The sequence below is a fragment of the Stutzerimonas chloritidismutans genome (genome assembly GCF_020783375.1).
Classification (GTDB): domain Bacteria; phylum Pseudomonadota; class Gammaproteobacteria; order Pseudomonadales; family Pseudomonadaceae; genus Stutzerimonas; species Stutzerimonas kunmingensis.
This window is the reverse complement of sequence record NZ_CP086067.1, coordinates 2,803,405-2,821,892: the sequence shown is the minus strand read 5'-3', so window position 1 is coordinate 2,821,892 and position 18,488 is coordinate 2,803,405. Positions and strand designations below refer to the sequence as shown.

Sequence of the window (18,488 nt, the reverse complement as noted above, 5' to 3'; positions counted from 1 at the left end):
ACGCCGCGAAGCGCTAAACTTCGCGGCGTTTCTCGTTCAGGTCCATTTCCCATGCAGCATCCCGCCGAACATTCCCCGCTGGGCAAGTCCAGTGACTACGTCGCCACCTACAGCCCGCACCTACTGTTTCCGATTCCGCGCGCGCCGAAGTGGGCCGAGCTTGGTCTCACCGCCGAGACGCTGCCCTACCAGGGCGTGGATCTGTGGAATTGCTACGAACTGTCATGGTTGCTGCCTTCCGGCAAGCCGGTGGTGGCGATCGGTGAATTCGAGATTCCGGCGGACTCGCCGAGCATCATCGAATCCAAGTCGTTCAAGCTCTATCTGAACTCGCTGAACCAGTCGGTGTTCGAGTCGCGGGAAGCGCTGGCCGAGGTGATGAGCAGCGATCTTTCTGCGGCAGCCGGCAAGCCGGTGAAGGTGCGCCTGCGCGCGCTGGATGAGGTGGCGGCCGAAGGTGTTGCGACGCTGCCGGGGCGCTGCGTCGACGATCTGGACGTGACCATCGAGCATTACGACCATCCTCAACCGGGACTGTTGGCCTGTGATGCCGGGCATATGGTCGAGGAGTCGCTGCACAGCCACTTGCTCAAGTCCAACTGCCCGGTGACCGGTCAGCCGGATTGGGGCAGCGTAGTCGTTGAGTACCGCGGCGCGGCGTTGCAGGCGGAGAGCCTGTTGGCCTATTTGGTGAGCTTCCGTCAGCATGCCGACTTTCACGAGCAATGCGTGGAGCGCATCTTTCTCGATCTGCAGCGTTTGCTGCAGCCGGAGAAGCTGACCGTCTACGCGCGTTACCTGCGCCGTGGCGGGCTGGACATCAATCCGTACCGCAGTACCGAGGCGATGGTCGTGGACAATCGCCGTCTGGTGCGCCAGTAACGCAGCGAGTCAGGGTCGCAGCGCGACCCGTGACCTGCTTCAGATGCCCATGTTGGCCAGGGTCTGCATGATGTTGCGCAGCGTCATGGCCATGCTTGGGTGGCTGACCTCGAAGCGCTCGACGGCCAGGTTGACGCCATCCACCAGCGAGTCGTTGTGGTCGGTGCTGCCCTGCGTCGCCAGGCGAACTTCGATGTCCTGGGCGATCGCTTGCAGCGAAGCCCGCTCCTCATCGGTCAGCGGCGTGTCCTGGGCCAGTTGATAACGCAGTTCTTCGAGCTGCGACTGCAGATCATGTTCCGGCATTTTGCTTCCCTCTCATGGGTTTACGGGCGGCGTGTAATGAACGTCGATAGCTGAAGGTTAAACCAGCGGCCAGGCCTTGTCTGTGCCTTTACCGGCGCTGGCACAAGCGCCGGCCTGTGCCACGAAAGCCGAATATCCGGCTGACTGCCGAAAACAGGATGTTCACTCTATACTGCGCGGTCTGCGTCGGTGCGCCGCATGCACCAAATACCTAAGGGAGAGAAAAGTGATGCCCAAGATCGCTACGGCCTGGATCGCCGTGCTCAAGGCCAGTTTCGTCGCTATGATCGCCACGCATGGCGCAGCGCCAGCGTTAGCGGCCGAAGAAGATCCGTGGGAAGGCGTCAACCGCGCGGTGTTTCGTTTCAATGACACCGTTGACACCTACACCCTCAAGCCCTTGGCCCAGGGCTACCAGAAAGTGACGCCGAGCTTCCTCGAGGACGGCATCGGCAATGTGTTCAGTAATCTCGGTGATGTGGTGGTGCTGACCAACGACCTGCTGCAGGGCAAGGTCCGCGATGCCGGCATCGACACCAGTCGTATCCTGTTCAATACCACATTCGGCGTGCTCGGTTTCTTCGACGTTGCCACCCGCATGGGGCTGCACAAGAACGATGAGGACTTCGGCCAGACGCTGGGTGCCTGGGGGCTGGGAAGTGGGCCATATGTCGTGCTGCCGCTGCTTGGGCCAAGCACGGTGCGTGATGCCGTCGGCCGGGTGCCGGATTCCTTCCTCGAACCGTATCCGCACATGGATCATGTGCCGACCCGCAACGTGACGCGGGGTGTGGACCTGATCGATACGCGCGCAGGACTGCTGTCAGCCGAGAAGATGATTCAGGGTGATCGCTACATCTTCGTACGCAACGCCTACCTTCAGAATCGCGAATTCCGGGTCAAGGACGGGGAAGTCGAAGACGACTTCTGAAGCCTGGCCGCATTTGCTGCGGCCATCGCTGGAGCAGGGTCAGCACATCGAGAGGATTGCCAGACCCAGGCTCTGCCGGCCATCGTCGAGCTGGCTGACGCGGACGACTTCTGTCTGCGCGTCCAGTCCTTTCAGTTCGCTGTGCTCGGATGGAATGAGTACGCGGACCTTGTCGCCCATGCGTAGTTGGGCGCTGGCCAGAACCTGCATGCCGGTACTGGAGAGGTCGATACAGGTGCCGCTCAGTTTTGTATCGCCATGTTCCAGCGCAACGGTGGTTTCGATCTGCATTCGGATGAAATCGCGTTTTTCACTGTAATCACGGTCTTTCTGGCTCATGGTTTCAACCTTTTATATATGGCTCGCGGCATTCTTATAGCTCCCCTCAATTCGACCTGTAAAGGCGCCAGCCGGTCGGCTTGAAACCCCGATCGTATGGGAGTACCGTCTGCGCCTTGAATCGAACCCAAGCCCGGCGTCATGCGGGGCCAATGTTTTCGCCAATCATCCTGGCGACCCCGCCTGGTAGGAACATGCATAAACCAAGCGCGACGCTGCTGATCATAGATGACGACGATGTGGTTCGAGCCAGTCTGGCTGCCTATCTGGATGACAGTGGTTTTCGTGTCTTGCAGGCCGGCAATGGCCCGCAGGGCATGGAGCTCTTCGAGTCGGAGCAGCCCGATCTGGTGATCTGCGATCTGCGCATGCCGCAGATGGATGGCCTTGAGCTGATCCGTCAGATCAGTGAGCGCCAGCTCGACCTCCCCGTGATCGTGGTTTCCGGTGCCGGCGTGATGAGCGACGCGGTGGAGGCCCTGCGCTTGGGCGCTGCCGACTACCTGATCAAGCCACTCGAAGACCTGGCGATGCTTGAGCATTCGGTACGGCGGGCGCTGGACCGTTCTCGTTTGCGGCTGGAAAATCGCCGCTATCGTGAACAGCTCGAGACGGCCAATCGTGATCTGCAAGCCAGCCTGCACCTGTTGCAGGAAGACCAGGACGCCGGTCGCCAAGTGCAGATGAACATGCTGCCGGTGACGCCCTGGAGCGTCGATGGCTTCGACTTCGCCCACCAGATCATCCCATCGCTGTACCTGTCCGGTGACTTCGTCGACTATTTCCGCGTGGATGAGCGGCGCATCGGTTTCTACCTGGCCGATGTTTCCGGCCATGGTGCCTCCTCGGCGTTCGTGACCGTGCTGCTCAAGTTCATGACGACCCGACTGCTGTACGAGTCGCGCCGTGGCGGCACGCTGCGCGAGTTCAAACCGTCGGAAGTGCTAGATCACATCAACCGCGGGCTGATCAATTGCAAGCTGGGCAAGCACGTGACCATGCTGGGCGGCGTTATTGATCAGGAGCATGACGTGCTGCACTACAGCATTGGCGGTCATCTGCCTATGCCGGTGCTGTACACGGGAGAGGGCGCGCACTATCTCGAAGGGCGCGGGTTGCCGGTCGGGTTGTTCGTTGAGGCGACCTATCAGAATTTCGAGCTGAAGCTACCCGAGACCTTCAGCTTGACCTTGCTCTCCGACGGCATTCTGGACCTTTTGCCCGGCGACACACTCAAAGAAAAAGAGTCCGCGCTGCCCGGTTTGATTACCGATGCCGGTGGCACGCTGGATGGATTACGTCGAGTCTTCGGGTTGGCCGAGCTGGCTGACATGCCCGACGATATCGCCTTGCTGGTGTTGAGCAGGAACCTTGCATGAGTACTGGTAGAATCCAGTTCGCCGAGATGGATGGCACCTTTGTTCTGAAGTTCATAGGTGAAATCCGTTTGACGCTCTGTTCGGCGCTGGATGCAACGATCGAGAAGATCTTCTCGTCGCGCAATTTTTCTTCGATTGTCATTGATCTGACCGAAAGCCGAAGCATTGACAGTACCACCTTGGGCCTCTTGGCCAAGCTGTCGATACTGTCGCGGCAGAAGGTGGGTATGTTGCCGACGCTGGTCACCACCCACCCGGACATCACCCGGCTGTTGCAGTCTATGGGCTTCGATCAGGTGTTCAATATCGTCGATACACCGTTGCCTTGCCCGGAATGCCTGGCCGATCTGCCATCGCAGGATCAATCCGAAGAGGTGGTGAAGGCCAAGGTGCTCGAGGCTCACCGCATCCTGATGAGCCTCAATGAGTCCAACCGCGAGGCCTTCCATGACCTCGTCACCGCCTTGGAGCGGTCCTGATCAGGCCAGCTTGGCCAGCAGGGCTTCGAGTTTCTCTTGGTCCCGCGCGAACTGACGGATGCCTTCGGCAAGCTTTTCGGTCGCCATCGCATCCTCGTTCAGGCCCCAGCGGAAGCTCTTTTCATCCAGACTGATATGCGCTTCTGACTCGCGGCCGGGCTGCAGTTTGCGTTCCAGCGCGCCGCTGGCTGCGGCCAGGTCGCCGAGCAGTTCCGGGCTGATGGTCAGCCGGTCGCAACCGGCCAGTGCCTCGATCTGTCCGACATTGCGGAAGCTCGCGCCCATCACTACCGTCTTGTATCCGTGAGCCTTGTAGTAGTCGTAGATGCGGCTGACCGACTGCACGCCTGGATCTTCCGCGCCTTGGTAATCACGACCTTCGTGCTTCTTGTACCAGTCATAGATGCGGCCAACGAACGGCGAGATCAGGAAGACGCCGGCCTCGGCGCATGCCACGGCCTGGGTGAAGGAGAACAGCAGGGTAAGGTTGGTCTGGATGCCGGCTTTCTCCAGCTGTTCGGCTGCACGGATGCCTTCCCAGGTCGAAGCGATCTTGATCAGAACGCGCTCGCGGCTAATGCCAGCCTGCTCGTAAAGGCCGATCAGGCGCTCACCGCGCTGGACCATGGCTTGAGTGTCGAACGACAATCGCGCGTCGACCTCGGTGGAGATGCGCCCGGGGATCAGTTCCAGAATCTGCTTGCCTACCGCGACGGCGAACAGGTCGCACGCCAGACCGATGTCGCCGTGGCACTGCTTCATCGCGTTCGCCAGGTCATCGGCATAACGCGGCATAGCCGCTGCCTTGAGCAGCAGTGAAGGATTGGTGGTGGCGTCCACCGGTTTCAGGCGAGCAATGGCGTCGATGTCGCCTGTATCGGCGACGACAGTGGTGAACTGCTTGAGTTGTTCCAGCTTGGAAGTCATGTAAGAGGGGCTCCGTCCTGTGAGTGGCATGACCTTACCCGAGCCAGTCAGCCCGCTCAACGAGCGGGTGGACCCGGATGCGCCTGGCCTTTGATTCAGATGCCGGGGTTGCGTTCCTTGAACGTGGAGCGTTAGTGCCCTTCGAGCAGCGCCACCGCCTGATCGAGCAGCGCAAGGGGGTTGCTCGTCTTGTGGATGTCCACCGAGAGCAGCTGGCGGAAGCGCCGCGCGCCGGGAAAGCCCTGGCCCAAACCGAGCACATGACGGGTGATGTGATGCATCGCGCCACCGTCGCTCATGTGGCGCTCAATGTAGGGTCGCATATTGCGTAGAGCTTGTGCCCGGCTGATCACCGGCGCTTCGCTACCGAACAGCTCCCGGTCGACGCGGGCCAGCAGATAGGGGTTGTGGTAGGCCTCGCGCCCTAGCATGACGCCATCGAAGGTTTCCAGGTGCGCGCGGCACTCGTCCAGCGTCTTGATGCCGCCGTTCAGGATGATCTCGAGGTCCGGGAAGTCCTTCTTCAGCTGCACGGCGATGTCGTAACGCAATGGCGGCACCTCACGGTTCTGCTTCGGTGACAGCCCTTCGAGGATGGCTATGCGCGCGTGCACGGTGAAACTGCGGCATCCAGCGTCGCGAACCTGACCGACGAAATCGCACAGCTCGGCATAGCTGTCGCGTCCATTGATACCGATGCGATGCTTGACGGTGACCTCGATATCCACTGCATCGCGCATTGCCTTTACGCAATCGGCCACCAGCGACGGGTGACCCATCAGGCAGGCGCCGATCATGTTGTTCTGCACCCGATCGCTGGGGCAGCCGACGTTGAGGTTAACCTCGTCATAACCCGCGGCTTCGGCGAGCTTGGCGCACTCGGCCAGCTCCGCCGGCACACTGCCTCCCAGCTGCAGAGCCAATGGGTGCTCAGTCTCGTCATACCGCAGAAACCGCTGCGCATCGCCATGCAGCAGCGCGCCGGTGGTGACCATCTCGGTGTAGAGCAACGCGTGTTGCGAAAGCTGGCGCAGGAAGTACCTACAGTGCCTATCAGTCCAATCCATCATGGGTGCGACGGAGAACTTTCTACTTGCAACAGACTGATTCGAACGAGGACTTTGCACTATCGGGCCGGATAACTTGGAGAGTCGGTGCAGGCGCACACGAGCGGTAAATGGGGGCGGCATTATACAGGATGCTGCCCATGGGCCAGCGCCCGGCTTGCGAAGCCTTTCGTCCGGTCAGGATCATTGGCGGCTGCCTTTTCCAGGTGCCCGTCTTGCGGTCCGCCAAAAACCGTGCGGTCACCGAACGACGGGGTGTCGTTCGTTGGTCGAATCTCCTATGCTCGAACGAAGCGATAGTCTTGACGCAGATCAAGCCTGAACATGCATGTGCGTGGCAGGAATCGCCGCCGGCGTCGTTGACGATGGACCGGCCGACTATAAGAACAATGCGAGTGCCTGGTGATGGAACGACTGCTGAACGAAAAAAGCAGGATCTTCGAGCATGCTGATCCGCATGCCGTTTCGGACTACGTCAATCAGCACGTGGGGGCGCACTGCATCCAGCTGCCGCGCACCGGCAGTCCGCAAGCCAGCCTCAGTCATTGCAAGTTCGGCAAACTCGACCTCTGCCAGATCAGTTATGGCGGCAGCGTTCACGTCACTTCGCCGGCGCTCGAGACCATCTACCACCTGCAGCTGCTGCAGCGCGGCCATTGCCTGTGGCGCGGCCGGGGCCAGGAGCACTATTTCACCCCCGGCGAGCTCCTGCTGATCAATCCCGACGATCCGGTCGACCTGACCTATTCGGAAGACTGCGAGAAACTCATCGTCAAACTGCCGGCCTCCTTTCTGGAGAAGGCCTGTAGCGAAAACCAGTGGCAGGCTCCGGTGGAGGGGATTCGCTTCGGCAGCAACCGCCACGCGCTCAGCGAACTCGATGGGTTTGGCAGCCTGCTTGGGTTGATCTGCCAGGAGGCGGGGTCCGAGCAGAGCATTCCGCAGATTCAGGAACAGTACAGCCGGATCATCGCCAGCAAGCTGCTCTGCAGTTTGGCCAGCAACATCCGCCGCGATCCGTTTGGTGACAGTTGCCCGTCCTTCGGGCGGATTGCCGACTATATAGATGAGCATCTTAAGCGGGACATATCCGTCGAGCAGTTGGCCGAGCTGGCCAACATGAGCCTGCGCTCGCTCTATCTGCTGTTCGAGCGCAAGGTCGGCACCACGCCGAAGTCCTATATCCGCCAGCGCAAGCTGGAGCAGATCCATGGCCGGCTAAGCGATCCTTCGGCCAAGGTGCGCAACATCACCGAAATCGCCATGGACTACGGCTTCATGCACCTGGGGCGTTTCTCGGAAAGCTACAAGAGCACCTTCGGCGAGCTACCTTCGGATACGTTGCGCCGCCATCACTGAGTCTCCTTGAGTCCCCTTGAGTCGCTGCCGGTCCGACGGAAGCGGCTCTTTTTTCCTTCCCTGCCTGTGCGCATTCGCTGCTCGTCACCCCGTGTGATGCGCGGGTGTGTTCCTGCGTGCCTGCGTCAATCTGTCCGCTTGCGCTTTGCAGAAAACGGATAAAGGTCCTGCAGGAAACGGATATTGATCCTTCTCCCCGCGCCGTAGCCTTCATCACGTAGACACAATAACAATGGAGGCCCCGGCCATGTCCCTGGGATTCGACTACCTTGATTCGCTGCTAGAAGAAGATAAAGAGAAGGGCGTCTTTCGCTGCAAGCGCGAGATGTTCACCGACCCTCGGTTGTTCGATCTGGAGATGAAACACATCTTCGAGGGCAACTGGCTGTACCTCGCTCACGAGAGCCAGATTCCCGAGAAGAACGACTACTACACCACCCAGATGGGTCGTCAGCCGATCTTCATCGCCCGCAACAAGGATGGCGAGCTCAACGCCTTCATCAATGCCTGCAGTCATCGCGGTGCCATGCTGTGCCGCTTCAAGAGCGGCAACAAGGCGACCTATACCTGTCCATTCCATGGCTGGACGTTCAATAACTCGGGCAAGCTGCTGAAGGTCAAGGACCCGAAGGAAGCTGGCTACCCGGATAGCTTCAACTGCGACGGCTCCCACGACCTGAAGAAGGTCGCGCGCTTCGAGTCCTACCGCGGCTTCCTGTTCGGCAGCCTGCGTGAGGACGTGGCGCCGCTGGAAGACTTCCTCGGCGAATCGAAGAAGATCATCGATATGGTCGTCGACCAGTCGCCGGACGGCATCGAAGTGCTACGCGGCTCGTCCACCTATGTCTATGAAGGCAACTGGAAGTTGCAGGCCGAAAACGGCGCCGACGGCTACCACGTCACCGCCGTGCACTGGAACTACGCCGCCACCCAGCAGCAGCGAAAGCTGAAAGAGGCCGGTGACGACATCCGCGCCATGAGCGCCGGCGGCTGGGGCAAGAAGGGCGGTGGCTTCTACTCGTTCGAGAACGGCCACCTGCTGCTCTGGACCCGCTGGGACAACCCGGAAGACCGCCCGCTGTATGCGCGCCGTGACGAGATGATCGCCGAGGTCGGCCAGGCTCGCACCGACTGGATGATCGAGAACTCGCGCAACCTCTGCCTCTACCCGAACCTGTATCTGATGGACCAGTTCGGCTCGCAGCTGCGCATCGCCAAGCCGATCTCCGTCGACAAGACCGAAGTCACCATCTATTGCATCGCACCCAAGGGCGAGAGCGCCGAAGCCCGCGCCCGCCGCATCCGCCAGTACGAAGACTTCTTCAACGTCAGCGGCATGGCCACGCCAGATGACCTCGAAGAGTTCCGCGCCTGCCAGCAGGGCTTTGCCGGCCGGGCGATGGAATGGAACGACATGTCCCGCGGTGCCAAGCACTGGATCGATGGCGCCGACGAAGGCGCGCAGGAGATCGACCTGCATCCGCTGATGAGCGGCGTGCGCACCGAGGATGAAGGCCTGTTCGTGCTGCAGCACCACTACTGGCAGCAGCAGATGATCAAGGCGGTGCAGCAAGAGCAGGACCAGCTGATCCACGTGGAGGGCGCGTGATGACTCTCTCCTACGAAACCGCGCGCGACTTCCTCTACCGCGAAGCGCGCTATCTGGATGACAAGGACTGGGACGCCTGGCTCGAACTCTATGCGCCGGACGCCACCTTCTGGATGCCGGCCTGGGATGACCGCGACCAGCTGACCCAAGACCCGATGAGCGAAATTTCGCTGATCTGGTACGGCAACCGCAGCGGCCTCGAAGACCGGGTGTTCCGCATCCGCACCGAGCGCTCCAGTGCAACCATTCCGGACACCCGGACGAGCCACAACATCAGCAACCTCGAGTTGCTCGAGCAGGCCGACGGCGTCTGCAAGCTGCGCTTCAACTGGCACACGATGAGCTTTCGCTACAAGACGGTCGACCACTTCTACGGCACCAGCTTCTACACCCTTGATACGCGCGGCGAGAACCCGCTGATCAAGGCCAAGAAAGTCGTGCTGAAGAACGACTACATCCGCCAGATGATCGACGTGTACCACCTCTGAGGGCGCCGCCATGACTAACAAGATCGCATTGAACTTCGAAGACGGCGTCACCCGTTTCATCGACGCCAACTTAGGCGAAACCGTCGCCGATGCCGCCTACCGCCAAGGCATCAACGTGCCGCTGGATTGCCGGGACGGTGCCTGCGGAGCCTGCAAGTGCTTCGCCGAAAGCGGTCGCTACGACCTCGGCGAGGAATACATCGAGGACGCGCTGAGCGAAGCCGAAGCCGAGCAGGGTTACGTGCTGACCTGCCAGATGCGCGCCGAAAGCGACTGCGTGATTCGCGTGCCGGCCGCTTCTGACATCTGCAAGACCCAGCAGGCCAACTACCAGGCTGCGATCAGCAATGTGCGCCAGCTCTCCGAGAGCACCATTGCGCTGTCGATCAAGGGCGAATCGCTGAACCAGCTGGCGTTCCTGCCCGGGCAGTACGTCAATCTGCAGGTGCCTGGCAGCGATCAGACCCGCGCCTATTCCTTCAGCTCGCTGCAAAAGGATGGCGAAGTCAGCTTCCTGATCCGCAACGTGCCGGGCGGGCTGATGAGCAGCTTCCTGACCAACCTTGCCAAGGCTGGCGACAGCGTCAATCTCGCCGGGCCGCTCGGCGCCTTCTATCTGCGCGAGATCAAGCGGCCATTGTTATTGCTGGCCGGCGGCACCGGTCTCGCGCCGTTCACCGCAATGCTGGAGAAGATCGCCGAGCAGGGTAGCGAGCATCCGCTGCACCTGATCTACGGCGTCACCCACGACCACGACCTGGTGGAGATGGAGAAGCTCGAGGCCTTCGCCGCGCGCATCCCCAACTTCACTTACAGCGCCTGCGTCGCCAACCCGGACAGCGCCTATCCGCAGAAGGGTTACGTGACCCAGCACATCGACCCCAGGCACCTCAACGATGGTGAAGTGGACATCTACCTCTGCGGCCCGCCTCCGATGGTCGAGGCGGTCAGCGGCTTCATTCGTGAGCAAGGGCTGGAGCCTGCGAATTTCTACTACGAGAAGTTTGCCGCCAGCGCCTGACAGCCAACCGTAGGGTGGGCAACTGCGCCGCATTGCCCACCGAATTCCTCGCCATTCCAGAGGTTGGGTAGATGAACACACGTTTTCAGAACAAGGTCGCCGTCATCACCGGCGCGGCCCAGGGCATCGGCCGGCGTGTGGCCGAGCGCATGGGCGAAGAGGGTGGACGGCTGATTCTGGTCGACCGTTCCGAACTGGTCCACGAACTGGCCGATGAGCTGGGGGCGACGGGCGTCGAGGTGCTGACGCTCACCGCCGATCTCGAGCAATTTGCCGACTGCCATCGCGTCATGAACGCGGCGAAGGCGCGCTTCGGCCGCCTCGATATCTTGGTCAACAACGTCGGCGGCACCATCTGGGCCAAGCCCTTCGAGCATTACCAGGAACACGAGATCGAGGCCGAAGTGCGCCGCTCGCTGTTCCCCACGCTGTGGTGTTGTCACGCCGCGCTGCCGCACATGCTGGAGCAGGGCGCGGGCGCCATTGTCAACGTCTCTTCGATTGCCACGCGCAGCCTGAATCGCGTGCCCTATGGCGCGGCCAAGGGCGGGGTGAATGCGCTGACTGCGTGCCTGGCCTTCGAGAACGCCGAGCGCGGCATTCGCGTCAACGCCACCGCGCCGGGCGGCACCGAGGCGCCGCCGCGGCGTATTCCGCGCAACAGTGCCGAGCAGACTGAGCAGGAAAAGCTCTGGTACCAGCAGATCGTCGATCAGACCGTCGATTCATCGCTGATGAAGCGCTACGGGACGATCGACGAGCAGGCCGGCGCGATCCTTTTCCTGGCATCGGACGACGCGTCCTACATCACCGGCGTGACCCTGCCGGTGGGTGGTGGCGATCTCGGCTGAATCACATAGACCGGCCTGACCGGACAACGCCAAGGCACCTCGGCGGCGCGGTGATTCACCGCTGCGGCCGACCGCGACTAACAAAAACAATAGAGAGTCTTGCCATGCGAAAAGTAGATGTACACGAAATCATCGATAACGCGCGCTTCAGCCGCTTCCATTGGCTCGTCGTGTGCCTCTGCGCACTGCTGCTGATCTTCGACGGCTACGACCTGTTCATCTATGGCGTAGTGCTGCCGGTGATCATGAAGGAATGGGGGCTGACCCCACTGGAAGCTGGTGCGCTGGGTAGTTACGCGCTGTTCGGGATGATGTTCGGCGCGTTGGTCTTCGGCACCCTGGCTGACCGCATCGGTCGCAAGAAAGGCATTGCCATCTGCTTCGTACTGTTCAGCGGCGCCACCGTGCTCAATGGCTTCGCCAGCACACCGACCGAGTTCGGCATCTTCCGCTTTCTCGCCGGCCTCGGCTGCGGCGGGTTGATGCCCAACGTGGTGGCGCTGATGAACGAATACGCGCCGAAGAAGCTGCGCAGCACGCTGGTGGCGGTCATGTTCAGCGGCTACTCGCTGGGCGGCATGCTGTCGGCCGGCCTCGGAATCTACATGCTGCCGCGCTTCGGCTGGGAAGCGATGTTCTTCGCCGCCGCGGTGCCGCTGCTGTTGTTGCCGGTGATCCTCTGGTATCTGCCGGAGTCGGTGGGTTTCCTCGTCCGCCAGGGCCGCGGTGAGCAGGCCCGTGCGTTGCTGAACAAGGTCGACCCAAGTCGCCAGCTGACAGCGGACGATGAGCTGGTGATGACCGATGTGAAGGGCAAGAGCGCTTCGGTGCTGGAGCTGTTTCGCGACGGCCGTGGCGTGCGCACCTTCTCCCTGTGGCTGGCGTTCTTCTGCTGCCTGCTGATGGTTTACGCGCTGGGTTCATGGCTGCCGAAACTGATGGCCAACGCGGGTTACAGCCTGGGCTCCAGCCTGTCGTTCCTGCTGGCACTGAATTTCGGGGGAATGGCTGGCGCGATTCTCGGCGGCTGGCTGGGCGATCGCTACAACCTGTCCAAGGTAGTGGTGGTGTTCTTCGCCGTGTCGGTGGCCTCGATCAGCCTGCTTGGCTTCAAGACCCCGATGCCGGTGCTGTACACCCTGATCTTCATCGCCGGCGCCACGGTGATCGGCACGCAGATCCTGCTGTACGCGACCGCCGCGCAGTTCTACGGCCTGTCGATCCGCTCCACCGGTCTCGGCTGGGCCTCGGGTATCGGCCGCAACGGCGCCATCGTCGGCCCGCTGCTGGGTGGTGCGCTGCTGGGCATCAACCTGCCGCTGCAACTCAACTTCATGGCCTTTGCCGTCCCGGGCATCGTCGCTGCACTGGCCATGACCGCCTTCGCCATCTCCAGCAAGCGCAGCCCAGAAGCCGCGCCGATCGTGCTGTCGGCGGCCAAGGCGTGACTCCTGACATTGGTAAATCGGAAATCGATATGAGCCCCATCCTGATCGAAAGCATCCAGGCAATCATCGTCGGCCTGCCGACCATCCGTCCGCATAAGCTGGCGATGCACACCATGCAGCAACAGACGCTGGTGATCATCCGTGTGCAGTGCAGCGACGGTATCGAAGGCATCGGCGAAGCCACCACCATCGGTGGCCTGGCCTACGGCAACGAGAGCCCGGAAAGCATCAAGCAGAACATCGACAGCCATCTCGGCGCGCTGCTGGTGGGGCAGGATGCGGCGAATATCAACGCCGCCATGCTGCGGCTGGATAAGGCGGCGAAGGGCAACACCTTCGCCAAGTCCGGCCTGGAAAGCGCGCTGCTGGATGCCCAGGGCAAGCGCCTCGGGCTGCCGGTCAGCGAGCTCCTTGGCGGACGGGTACGCGACAGCCTGGAAGTCGCTTGGACCCTGGCCAGCGGCAACACCGCCAAGGACATCGAAGAGGCCGAGCGCATGCTCGATATCCGCCGTCATCGCATCTTCAAGCTGAAAATCGGCGCCGGTGAGGTGAATGCCGACCTCAAGCACGTCATCGCCATCAAGCAGGCCCTTGGCGAGCGCGCCAGTGTGCGCGTCGACGTCAATCAGGCGTGGGACGAGTCGGTGGCCCTGCGTGCCTGCCAGGTGCTGGGCGACAACGGCATCGACCTGATCGAACAGCCGATCTCGCGGATCAACCGCGGCGGTCAGATCCGCCTGAACCAGCGCAGCCCGGCACCGATCATGGCCGACGAGTCCATCGAAAGCGTCGAGGATGCCTTCAGCTTGGCCGCCGATGGCGCGGCCAGCATATTCGCCTTAAAGATTGCCAAGAACGGCGGCCCGCGTGCCGTGCTGCGCACCGCGCAGATCGCCGAGGCAGCCGGTATCGCGCTGTACGGCGGGACCATGCTCGAAGGCGCCATCGGCACCCTGGCCTCAGCGCATGCCTTCGTCACCCTCAACAAACTGACCTGGGGTACCGAGCTGTTCGGGCCGCTGTTGCTCACCGAAGAAATCGTCACCGAGGCGCCGGTTTACCGCGACTTCCAGCTGGAAGTGCCGCGCACGCCGGGCCTGGGTCTGACCCTCGATGAAGAGCGCCTGGCGTTCTTCAGCCGCACGTAAACGGAGGCTGAACCGATGCTGTTCCACGTAAAGATGAATGTAAAACTACCGGTCGATATGGACCCCGGCAAGGCGTTCAAGCTGAAGGCTGACGAGAAGGAATTGGCGCAAAGCCTGATGCGTGAAGGCAAGTGGCGCCACCTCTGGCGCATCGCCGGCCAGTACGCCAATTACAGCGTGTTCGACGTCGCCAGCGTGCAGGAACTGCACGACACCCTGATGCAGCTGCCGCTGTTCCCCTACATGGAGATCGAGGTCAATCCGCTGTGCCGGCATCCGTCCTCGATTCGTGAAGACGATAGCTGATCGAACCTGAAAAAGGCCGGTGTGCGCCGGCCAATCAACCCGCGTCACCACAACTACAAGACGAGGCTTGAGCCATGACTGTGAAAATCTCCCACACCAGCGACGTGCAGCAGTTCTTCAAGGAAGCCAGCGGCTTCAACAATGACGAAGGCAGCCGCCGCATGAAGACGGTGGTCAACCGCATCCTGATCGATACCGCGAAGATCATCGAGGATCTGGAAATCACCCAGGATGAGTTCTGGAAAGCGGTGGACTACCTGAATCGTCTGGGCGGCCGCCACGAGGCAGGCCTGCTGGTCGCTGGTCTCGGTCTGGAGCATTTTCTCGATTTGCTGGAGGATGCCAAGGACCAGCAGCAGGGCTTGACTGGCGGCACGCCGCGTACCATCGAAGGCCCGCTGTATGTAGCCGGCGCCCCGATCGCTCAGGGCGTGACACGCATGGACGACGGCAGCGAGGATGATGTTGCCACGACGATGTTCCTGCAGGGTCGCGTCACCGGCCCGGACGGCAAGCCACTTGCCGGTGCGGTAGTCGACCTGTGGCACGCCAACACCAAGGGCAACTATTCCTACTTCGACAAGAGCCAGTCCGACTACAACCTGCGTCGCCGCATCGTCACCGACGAGAACGGCTGTTACCGCGCGCGCAGCATCGTGCCTTCCGGCTATGGCTGCTCGCCCGACGGTCCGACCCAGGAGGTGCTCGACACCCTCGGCCGCCACGGCCAGCGTCCGGCTCACATCCATTTCTTCATCTCCGCGCCGGGCTATCGCCATCTGACTACCCAGATCAACCTGGCCGGCGACAAGTACTTGTGGGACGACTTCGCTTACGCAACTCGCGACGGGCTGGTCGGTGACATTCACTTCATCGATGACGCCGAAGCCGCACGCAGCCGCGGTGTGCAAGGCCGCTTCGCCGAGGTCGACTTCGACTTCCAGCTGCAGAAAGCGCCCGCGCTGAAGGCCGAACAGCGCAGCTCGCGTCCGCGGGCTTTGCAGGAGGCGTAAGGCAGGCAAGTCAGCGCCAGCCACGGATGGCTCTGCCGCGCCAACAATTAATGCGGTGCGGCGTGTCCCGCTGCGTTGTCGAGCCACTGAAACGATACACCTACAACAAGAGCCGTCCGGACACTGTCACGGATAGCCAGGCCTGACTTGCGAGGCTTCATGAAGACACTACTCAGAGACTGTTCGCTTTCTGCCGTGGTTGCAGGATTCATCGCGACGGTGATCTCGTACGCCGGTCCCCTGGTGATCATCTTCCAGGCAGCCAAGGCGGGTGGGTTGCCTCAAGACGTACTGTCGTCATGGGTCTGGACGATCTCCATCGGCAGCGGCGTGCTCGGCATTCTGCTAAGCCTGCGCTACAAAGTGCCGATCATCATTGCCTGGTCCGCGCCGGGCTCGGCGCTGCTGGTCACCATGCTGCCCGACATCACGCTGAATGAGGCAGTCGGCGCCTATGTCGTCACCAGCGTGGTGGTGCTGTTGGTTGGCCTATCAGGTGCATTCGACCGCATCATCAACCGCCTGCCGGCCGCGATTGCCGCAGGCATGCTCGCGGGGATCCTGTTCCGCTTCGGGACTGGCCTGTTCATCTCCATAAAGGAACAGCCCTGGCTGGTGCTGGCGATGATCGCCACCTATCTGGCGCTCAAGCGTGCCTTGCCGCGCTACGCGGTGCTCGCGGTGCTGGTTGTCGGCGTAACGATCACCGTCGCCTCTGGCGAATTACAAAGCGAGGCCTTGGTGATCGGCTTGGCGACGCCGATTTGGATCGCCCCCGAGTTTAGTTGGCAGGTGATGCTGAATATCGCCTTTCCGCTGGTGATGGTGGCGCTGACCGGGCAATTCGTTCCGGGCATGGCTGTTCTGCGCAACGACGGCTACAGCACGCCGGCCAGCCCGTTGATCAGCAGCAGCGCATTGGGTTCGTTGCTGCTGGCGCCCTTCGGTTGCCACGGACTGAACCTTGCTGCAATCACAGCGGCGATCTGCACGGGCCGGGAAGCTCACGAGAATCCGGCGAAGCGTTACGTTGCGGGCGTATCGGGCGGTGTTTTCTATCTGCTGCTCGGGGTATTCGGTGCGACGCTGGTCTCCATCTTCACCGCGTTTCCCCCGGCTCTGATCGCAGCCCTGGCCGGTCTGGCACTACTGGCCGCAATTGGCGGCGCGCTGAGTGCCGCGATGGCAATGCCCGCAGACCGTGAGGCTGCCTTGATCACCTTTCTGGTGACGGCATCCGGTATGTCGTTCCTCGACCTGTCCGCGGCGTTCTGGGGACTGATCTTCGGCATTGCTGCCCATCTCTTCTTGAAGCTTCGCCCCGTAGCGGCAAATCACGCGGAGGAGCGACAGCCGGCCCGCTGACCTCGATTTTCGCGGCGCGACAACCTAGTCACCCAACACGTAGTCCTCCCCGGCACCACGCCGGAGAGGTGACTGCGTGCCCCCAGAAAACAACAAAAAGAGATGAATGCCATGCAGAAACGATCAATCTCGAGACTTGCTCTGACCATTGCTGCCGCTTCCGCCGTGCCGTACGTGCATGCTGAGGCCGGTGGGTTCATCGAGGATGCGACTGCCACGCTACAGGCACGCAACTACTACTTCAGCCGCGACTTCTCGGATATCGAGAGGCCAAATCAGCAGTCGAAGGCGGAGGAGTGGGGGCAGGGATTCATTCTCAACTTCAAGTCCGGCTATACGCAGGGCACGGTTGGGGTAGGCGTCGATGCAATCGGGATGCTGGGAGTAAAGCTCGACAGCAGTCCTGATCGGGCGGGGGCGGGGCTCTTGCCGGTGGCCGATGATGGCCGGGGAGCGGATGATTACAGCCGCCTGGGTGCTGCGCTGAAAGTGCGAGTCTCGAGCACCGATTTGCGGATCGGCGAGCTACAGCCAAATCTCCCGGTGTTGACCTTCAGCGACATTCGCCTGCTACCGCCTACTTATCAGGGCGTCAGTTTCGTTTCCAACGAGATCGCCGGCCTTACCTTGCAGGGTGGACACCTGCGCTCGACCAGCCTTCGCAATGAAGCGGGTGATGACCGGATGCGTGCGATGTTGGGCCGCACGCCGCAAGCGGGGTTCAGCGCTGCCTTCAACTATGCTGGCGGCGATTATGCGTTTAACGCCAAGCGGACGTCGCTGAGTGCCTGGTACGCTCAGCTTGAAGACATATATAACCAGCGCTTCCTCGGTCTGAAGCACAGCGAGCCACTGGGCAGCTGGACGCTTGGCGCCAACTTGGGCGTCTATGACTCGCAGGCAGATGGCAGCAAGCTCGTGGGAGAGATTGATAATCGGGCGTTCTATTCGCTGCTATCTGCCAGGCACGGCGGCCACACATTCTATGTCGGCTACCAGGCAATGTTCGGGGACAGCGCTTTTCCTCGGGTCTTTGCCAACGTAACGCCGCTCGGCAACGAGGTGCCAACCTACGAATTCGCCGAAAAGGATGAGCGTTCCTGGCAGGCGCGGTACGACTACGATTTCGCCGCGGTCGGCGTTCCGGGCCTGGTTGCAACGGTGCGCTATATCTCGAGCGATAACGTCGATACGGATCGGGGCTTCGAGGGTACCGCTCATGAACGCGACCTGGACGTCAGCTATACGATTCAAAGCGGTCCGTTGAGGAACGTCGGCATTCGTATCCGCAATGTTGCAGCACGCTCTAACTACCGCAGTGACATTGATGAGAACCGGTTAATCCTCAGCTATACATTGGCGCTGTTCTGAATAGCAGATCGCCACCGTGGCAGACATAGGAGGGGGCAGCCAGACAAATCTGGCCTCAGTGGAAATAAACGGTTGACGTTGATTTTCAGGCTCCTATAATGCGCACCACTTCCGGCGCAGTCCTTAAGAAAAACCTCTTGTAAATCAAAAGGTTAGCGAAATAAAAGGGTTGCACGGATGGCGGATTCGAGTAGAA

19 protein-coding genes are annotated in these 18,488 nt (G+C 61.2%); 15 read left to right on the top strand and 4 right to left on the bottom strand.

Annotated features, from left to right (window positions below; all coding sequences use genetic code 11):
• The first annotated feature begins 51 nt into the window (after nt 1-51).
• On the top strand, nt 52-882 hold the full coding sequence (gene queF, locus LLJ08_RS12985) for an NADPH-dependent 7-cyano-7-deazaguanine reductase QueF (protein ID WP_228207208.1): 831 nt from the start codon (nt 52-54) through the stop codon (nt 880-882).
• A 39-nt stretch (nt 883-921) separates the two neighbouring features.
• Here the strand turns inward: queF and LLJ08_RS12980 are convergent, their stop codons facing one another.
• Entirely contained in the window at nt 922-1,188 is a 267-nt protein-coding gene (locus tag LLJ08_RS12980) for a DUF4404 family protein (RefSeq protein ID WP_011912816.1), read from the bottom strand.
• Between the two features lie 229 nt (nt 1,189-1,417).
• Between LLJ08_RS12980 and LLJ08_RS12975 the strand changes: the two genes are divergently transcribed.
• Nucleotides 1,418-2,119 (top strand): MlaA family lipoprotein, encoded by a 702-nt coding sequence (locus tag LLJ08_RS12975; protein WP_228207207.1) that lies wholly within the window; start codon nt 1,418-1,420, stop codon nt 2,117-2,119.
• A 39-nt stretch (nt 2,120-2,158) separates the two neighbouring features.
• Here LLJ08_RS12975 and LLJ08_RS12970 read toward each other — a convergent pair whose 3' ends face one another.
• Nucleotides 2,159-2,458, bottom strand: coding sequence for a PilZ domain-containing protein (locus LLJ08_RS12970; RefSeq protein WP_228207206.1), 300 nt, complete (start codon nt 2,456-2,458; stop codon nt 2,159-2,161).
• A 194-nt stretch (nt 2,459-2,652) separates the two neighbouring features.
• On the opposite strand from LLJ08_RS12970, the gene rssB reads away from it, so the two are divergent.
• Nucleotides 2,653-3,837 (top strand): two-component system response regulator RssB, encoded by a 1,185-nt coding sequence (gene rssB / locus LLJ08_RS12965; protein WP_014820050.1) that lies wholly within the window; start codon nt 2,653-2,655, stop codon nt 3,835-3,837.
• Nucleotides 3,834-4,316, top strand: a complete 483-nt coding sequence (rssC, locus tag LLJ08_RS12960) for an anti-sigma factor antagonist RssC (protein WP_003301853.1) — start codon at nt 3,834-3,836, stop codon at nt 4,314-4,316. Before rssB ends, rssC begins: the two co-directional genes overlap by 4 nt.
• On the opposite strand, the gene tal is transcribed toward rssC, so the two are convergent.
• Both tal and dusA read right to left on the bottom strand, forming a co-directional pair.
• A complete protein-coding gene (gene tal / locus LLJ08_RS12955; protein WP_228207205.1) occupies nt 4,317-5,243 on the bottom strand; it encodes a transaldolase in 927 nt (308 codons plus the stop codon).
• 131 nt (nt 5,244-5,374) lie between these two features.
• Entirely contained in the window at nt 5,375-6,313 is a 939-nt protein-coding gene (gene dusA / locus LLJ08_RS12950) for a tRNA dihydrouridine(20/20a) synthase DusA (protein WP_256445872.1), read from the bottom strand.
• Between the two features lie 402 nt (nt 6,314-6,715).
• Here dusA and LLJ08_RS12945 point away from each other — a divergent pair, with 402 nt between their 5' ends.
• The 11 genes from LLJ08_RS12945 to LLJ08_RS12895 all read left to right on the top strand — a co-directional run bounded on the left by LLJ08_RS12945 (nt 6,716) and on the right by LLJ08_RS12895 (nt 18,292).
• Nucleotides 6,716-7,669 carry an AraC family transcriptional regulator gene (locus LLJ08_RS12945; RefSeq protein WP_045666010.1) on the top strand — a complete coding sequence of 318 codons (954 nt, stop codon included), beginning with the start codon at nt 6,716-6,718 and terminating at the stop codon, nt 7,667-7,669.
• A 247-nt stretch (nt 7,670-7,916) separates the two neighbouring features.
• The gene (benA, locus tag LLJ08_RS12940; RefSeq protein ID WP_014820053.1) at nt 7,917-9,278 is read left to right on the top strand and encodes a benzoate 1,2-dioxygenase large subunit; all 1,362 of its coding nucleotides are present in this window, start codon (nt 7,917-7,919) and stop codon (nt 9,276-9,278) included.
• Nucleotides 9,278-9,766: a benzoate 1,2-dioxygenase small subunit gene (gene benB, locus LLJ08_RS12935; RefSeq protein ID WP_073299683.1), complete on the top strand. Its 489-nt coding sequence runs from the start codon at nt 9,278-9,280 to the stop codon at nt 9,764-9,766. Before benA ends, benB begins: the two co-directional genes overlap by 1 nt.
• 10 nt (nt 9,767-9,776) lie before the next feature.
• Nucleotides 9,777-10,787 carry a benzoate 1,2-dioxygenase electron transfer component BenC gene (benC, locus tag LLJ08_RS12930; RefSeq protein ID WP_221103163.1) on the top strand — a complete coding sequence of 337 codons (1,011 nt, stop codon included), beginning with the start codon at nt 9,777-9,779 and terminating at the stop codon, nt 10,785-10,787.
• A gap of 71 nt (nt 10,788-10,858) precedes the next feature.
• Nucleotides 10,859-11,638, top strand: coding sequence for a 1,6-dihydroxycyclohexa-2,4-diene-1-carboxylate dehydrogenase (locus LLJ08_RS12925; protein WP_014820056.1), 780 nt, complete (start codon nt 10,859-10,861; stop codon nt 11,636-11,638).
• A 104-nt stretch (nt 11,639-11,742) separates the two neighbouring features.
• Entirely contained in the window at nt 11,743-13,086 is a 1,344-nt protein-coding gene (locus tag LLJ08_RS12920; RefSeq protein ID WP_228207203.1) for an MFS transporter, read from the top strand.
• A gap of 29 nt (nt 13,087-13,115) precedes the next feature.
• Entirely contained in the window at nt 13,116-14,237 is a 1,122-nt protein-coding gene (locus LLJ08_RS12915; protein ID WP_228207202.1) for a muconate cycloisomerase family protein, read from the top strand.
• A gap of 15 nt (nt 14,238-14,252) precedes the next feature.
• Nucleotides 14,253-14,543: a muconolactone Delta-isomerase gene (gene catC / locus LLJ08_RS12910; protein WP_228207201.1), complete on the top strand. Its 291-nt coding sequence runs from the start codon at nt 14,253-14,255 to the stop codon at nt 14,541-14,543.
• Between the two features lie 74 nt (nt 14,544-14,617).
• The gene (catA, locus tag LLJ08_RS12905) at nt 14,618-15,556 is read left to right on the top strand and encodes a catechol 1,2-dioxygenase (RefSeq protein WP_228207200.1); all 939 of its coding nucleotides are present in this window, start codon (nt 14,618-14,620) and stop codon (nt 15,554-15,556) included.
• Nucleotides 15,557-15,715: 159 nt separating this feature from the next.
• Nucleotides 15,716-16,921, top strand: coding sequence for a benzoate/H(+) symporter BenE family transporter (locus LLJ08_RS12900; RefSeq protein WP_228207199.1), 1,206 nt, complete (start codon nt 15,716-15,718; stop codon nt 16,919-16,921).
• A 111-nt stretch (nt 16,922-17,032) separates the two neighbouring features.
• Entirely contained in the window at nt 17,033-18,292 is a 1,260-nt protein-coding gene (locus LLJ08_RS12895; protein ID WP_228207198.1) for an OprD family porin, read from the top strand.
• Nucleotides 18,293-18,488 lie beyond the last annotated feature (196 nt).

What these genes read in the sequence shown, in the direction of transcription:
- queF (WP_228207208.1), top strand. Translation starts at nt 52, where the DNA reads ATGCAGCATCCCGCCGAACATTCCCCGCTGGGCAAGTCCAGTGACTAC.
- LLJ08_RS12980 (WP_011912816.1), bottom strand. Translation starts at nt 1,188, where the DNA reads ATGCCGGAACATGATCTGCAGTCGCAGCTCGAAGAACTGCGTTATCAA.
- LLJ08_RS12975 (WP_228207207.1), top strand. Translation starts at nt 1,418, where the DNA reads ATGCCCAAGATCGCTACGGCCTGGATCGCCGTGCTCAAGGCCAGTTTC.
- LLJ08_RS12970 (WP_228207206.1), bottom strand. Translation starts at nt 2,458, where the DNA reads ATGAGCCAGAAAGACCGTGATTACAGTGAAAAACGCGATTTCATCCGA.
- rssB (WP_014820050.1), top strand. Translation starts at nt 2,653, where the DNA reads ATGCATAAACCAAGCGCGACGCTGCTGATCATAGATGACGACGATGTG.
- rssC (WP_003301853.1), top strand. Translation starts at nt 3,834, where the DNA reads ATGAGTACTGGTAGAATCCAGTTCGCCGAGATGGATGGCACCTTTGTT.
- tal (WP_228207205.1), bottom strand. Translation starts at nt 5,243, where the DNA reads ATGACTTCCAAGCTGGAACAACTCAAGCAGTTCACCACTGTCGTCGCC.
- dusA (WP_256445872.1), bottom strand. Translation starts at nt 6,313, where the DNA reads ATGATGGATTGGACTGATAGGCACTGTAGGTACTTCCTGCGCCAGCTT.
- LLJ08_RS12945 (WP_045666010.1), top strand. Translation starts at nt 6,716, where the DNA reads ATGGAACGACTGCTGAACGAAAAAAGCAGGATCTTCGAGCATGCTGAT.
- benA (WP_014820053.1), top strand. Translation starts at nt 7,917, where the DNA reads ATGTCCCTGGGATTCGACTACCTTGATTCGCTGCTAGAAGAAGATAAA.
- benB (WP_073299683.1), top strand. Translation starts at nt 9,278, where the DNA reads ATGACTCTCTCCTACGAAACCGCGCGCGACTTCCTCTACCGCGAAGCG.
- benC (WP_221103163.1), top strand. Translation starts at nt 9,777, where the DNA reads ATGACTAACAAGATCGCATTGAACTTCGAAGACGGCGTCACCCGTTTC.
- LLJ08_RS12925 (WP_014820056.1), top strand. Translation starts at nt 10,859, where the DNA reads ATGAACACACGTTTTCAGAACAAGGTCGCCGTCATCACCGGCGCGGCC.
- LLJ08_RS12920 (WP_228207203.1), top strand. Translation starts at nt 11,743, where the DNA reads ATGCGAAAAGTAGATGTACACGAAATCATCGATAACGCGCGCTTCAGC.
- LLJ08_RS12915 (WP_228207202.1), top strand. Translation starts at nt 13,116, where the DNA reads ATGAGCCCCATCCTGATCGAAAGCATCCAGGCAATCATCGTCGGCCTG.
- catC (WP_228207201.1), top strand. Translation starts at nt 14,253, where the DNA reads ATGCTGTTCCACGTAAAGATGAATGTAAAACTACCGGTCGATATGGAC.
- catA (WP_228207200.1), top strand. Translation starts at nt 14,618, where the DNA reads ATGACTGTGAAAATCTCCCACACCAGCGACGTGCAGCAGTTCTTCAAG.
- LLJ08_RS12900 (WP_228207199.1), top strand. Translation starts at nt 15,716, where the DNA reads ATGAAGACACTACTCAGAGACTGTTCGCTTTCTGCCGTGGTTGCAGGA.
- LLJ08_RS12895 (WP_228207198.1), top strand. Translation starts at nt 17,033, where the DNA reads ATGCAGAAACGATCAATCTCGAGACTTGCTCTGACCATTGCTGCCGCT.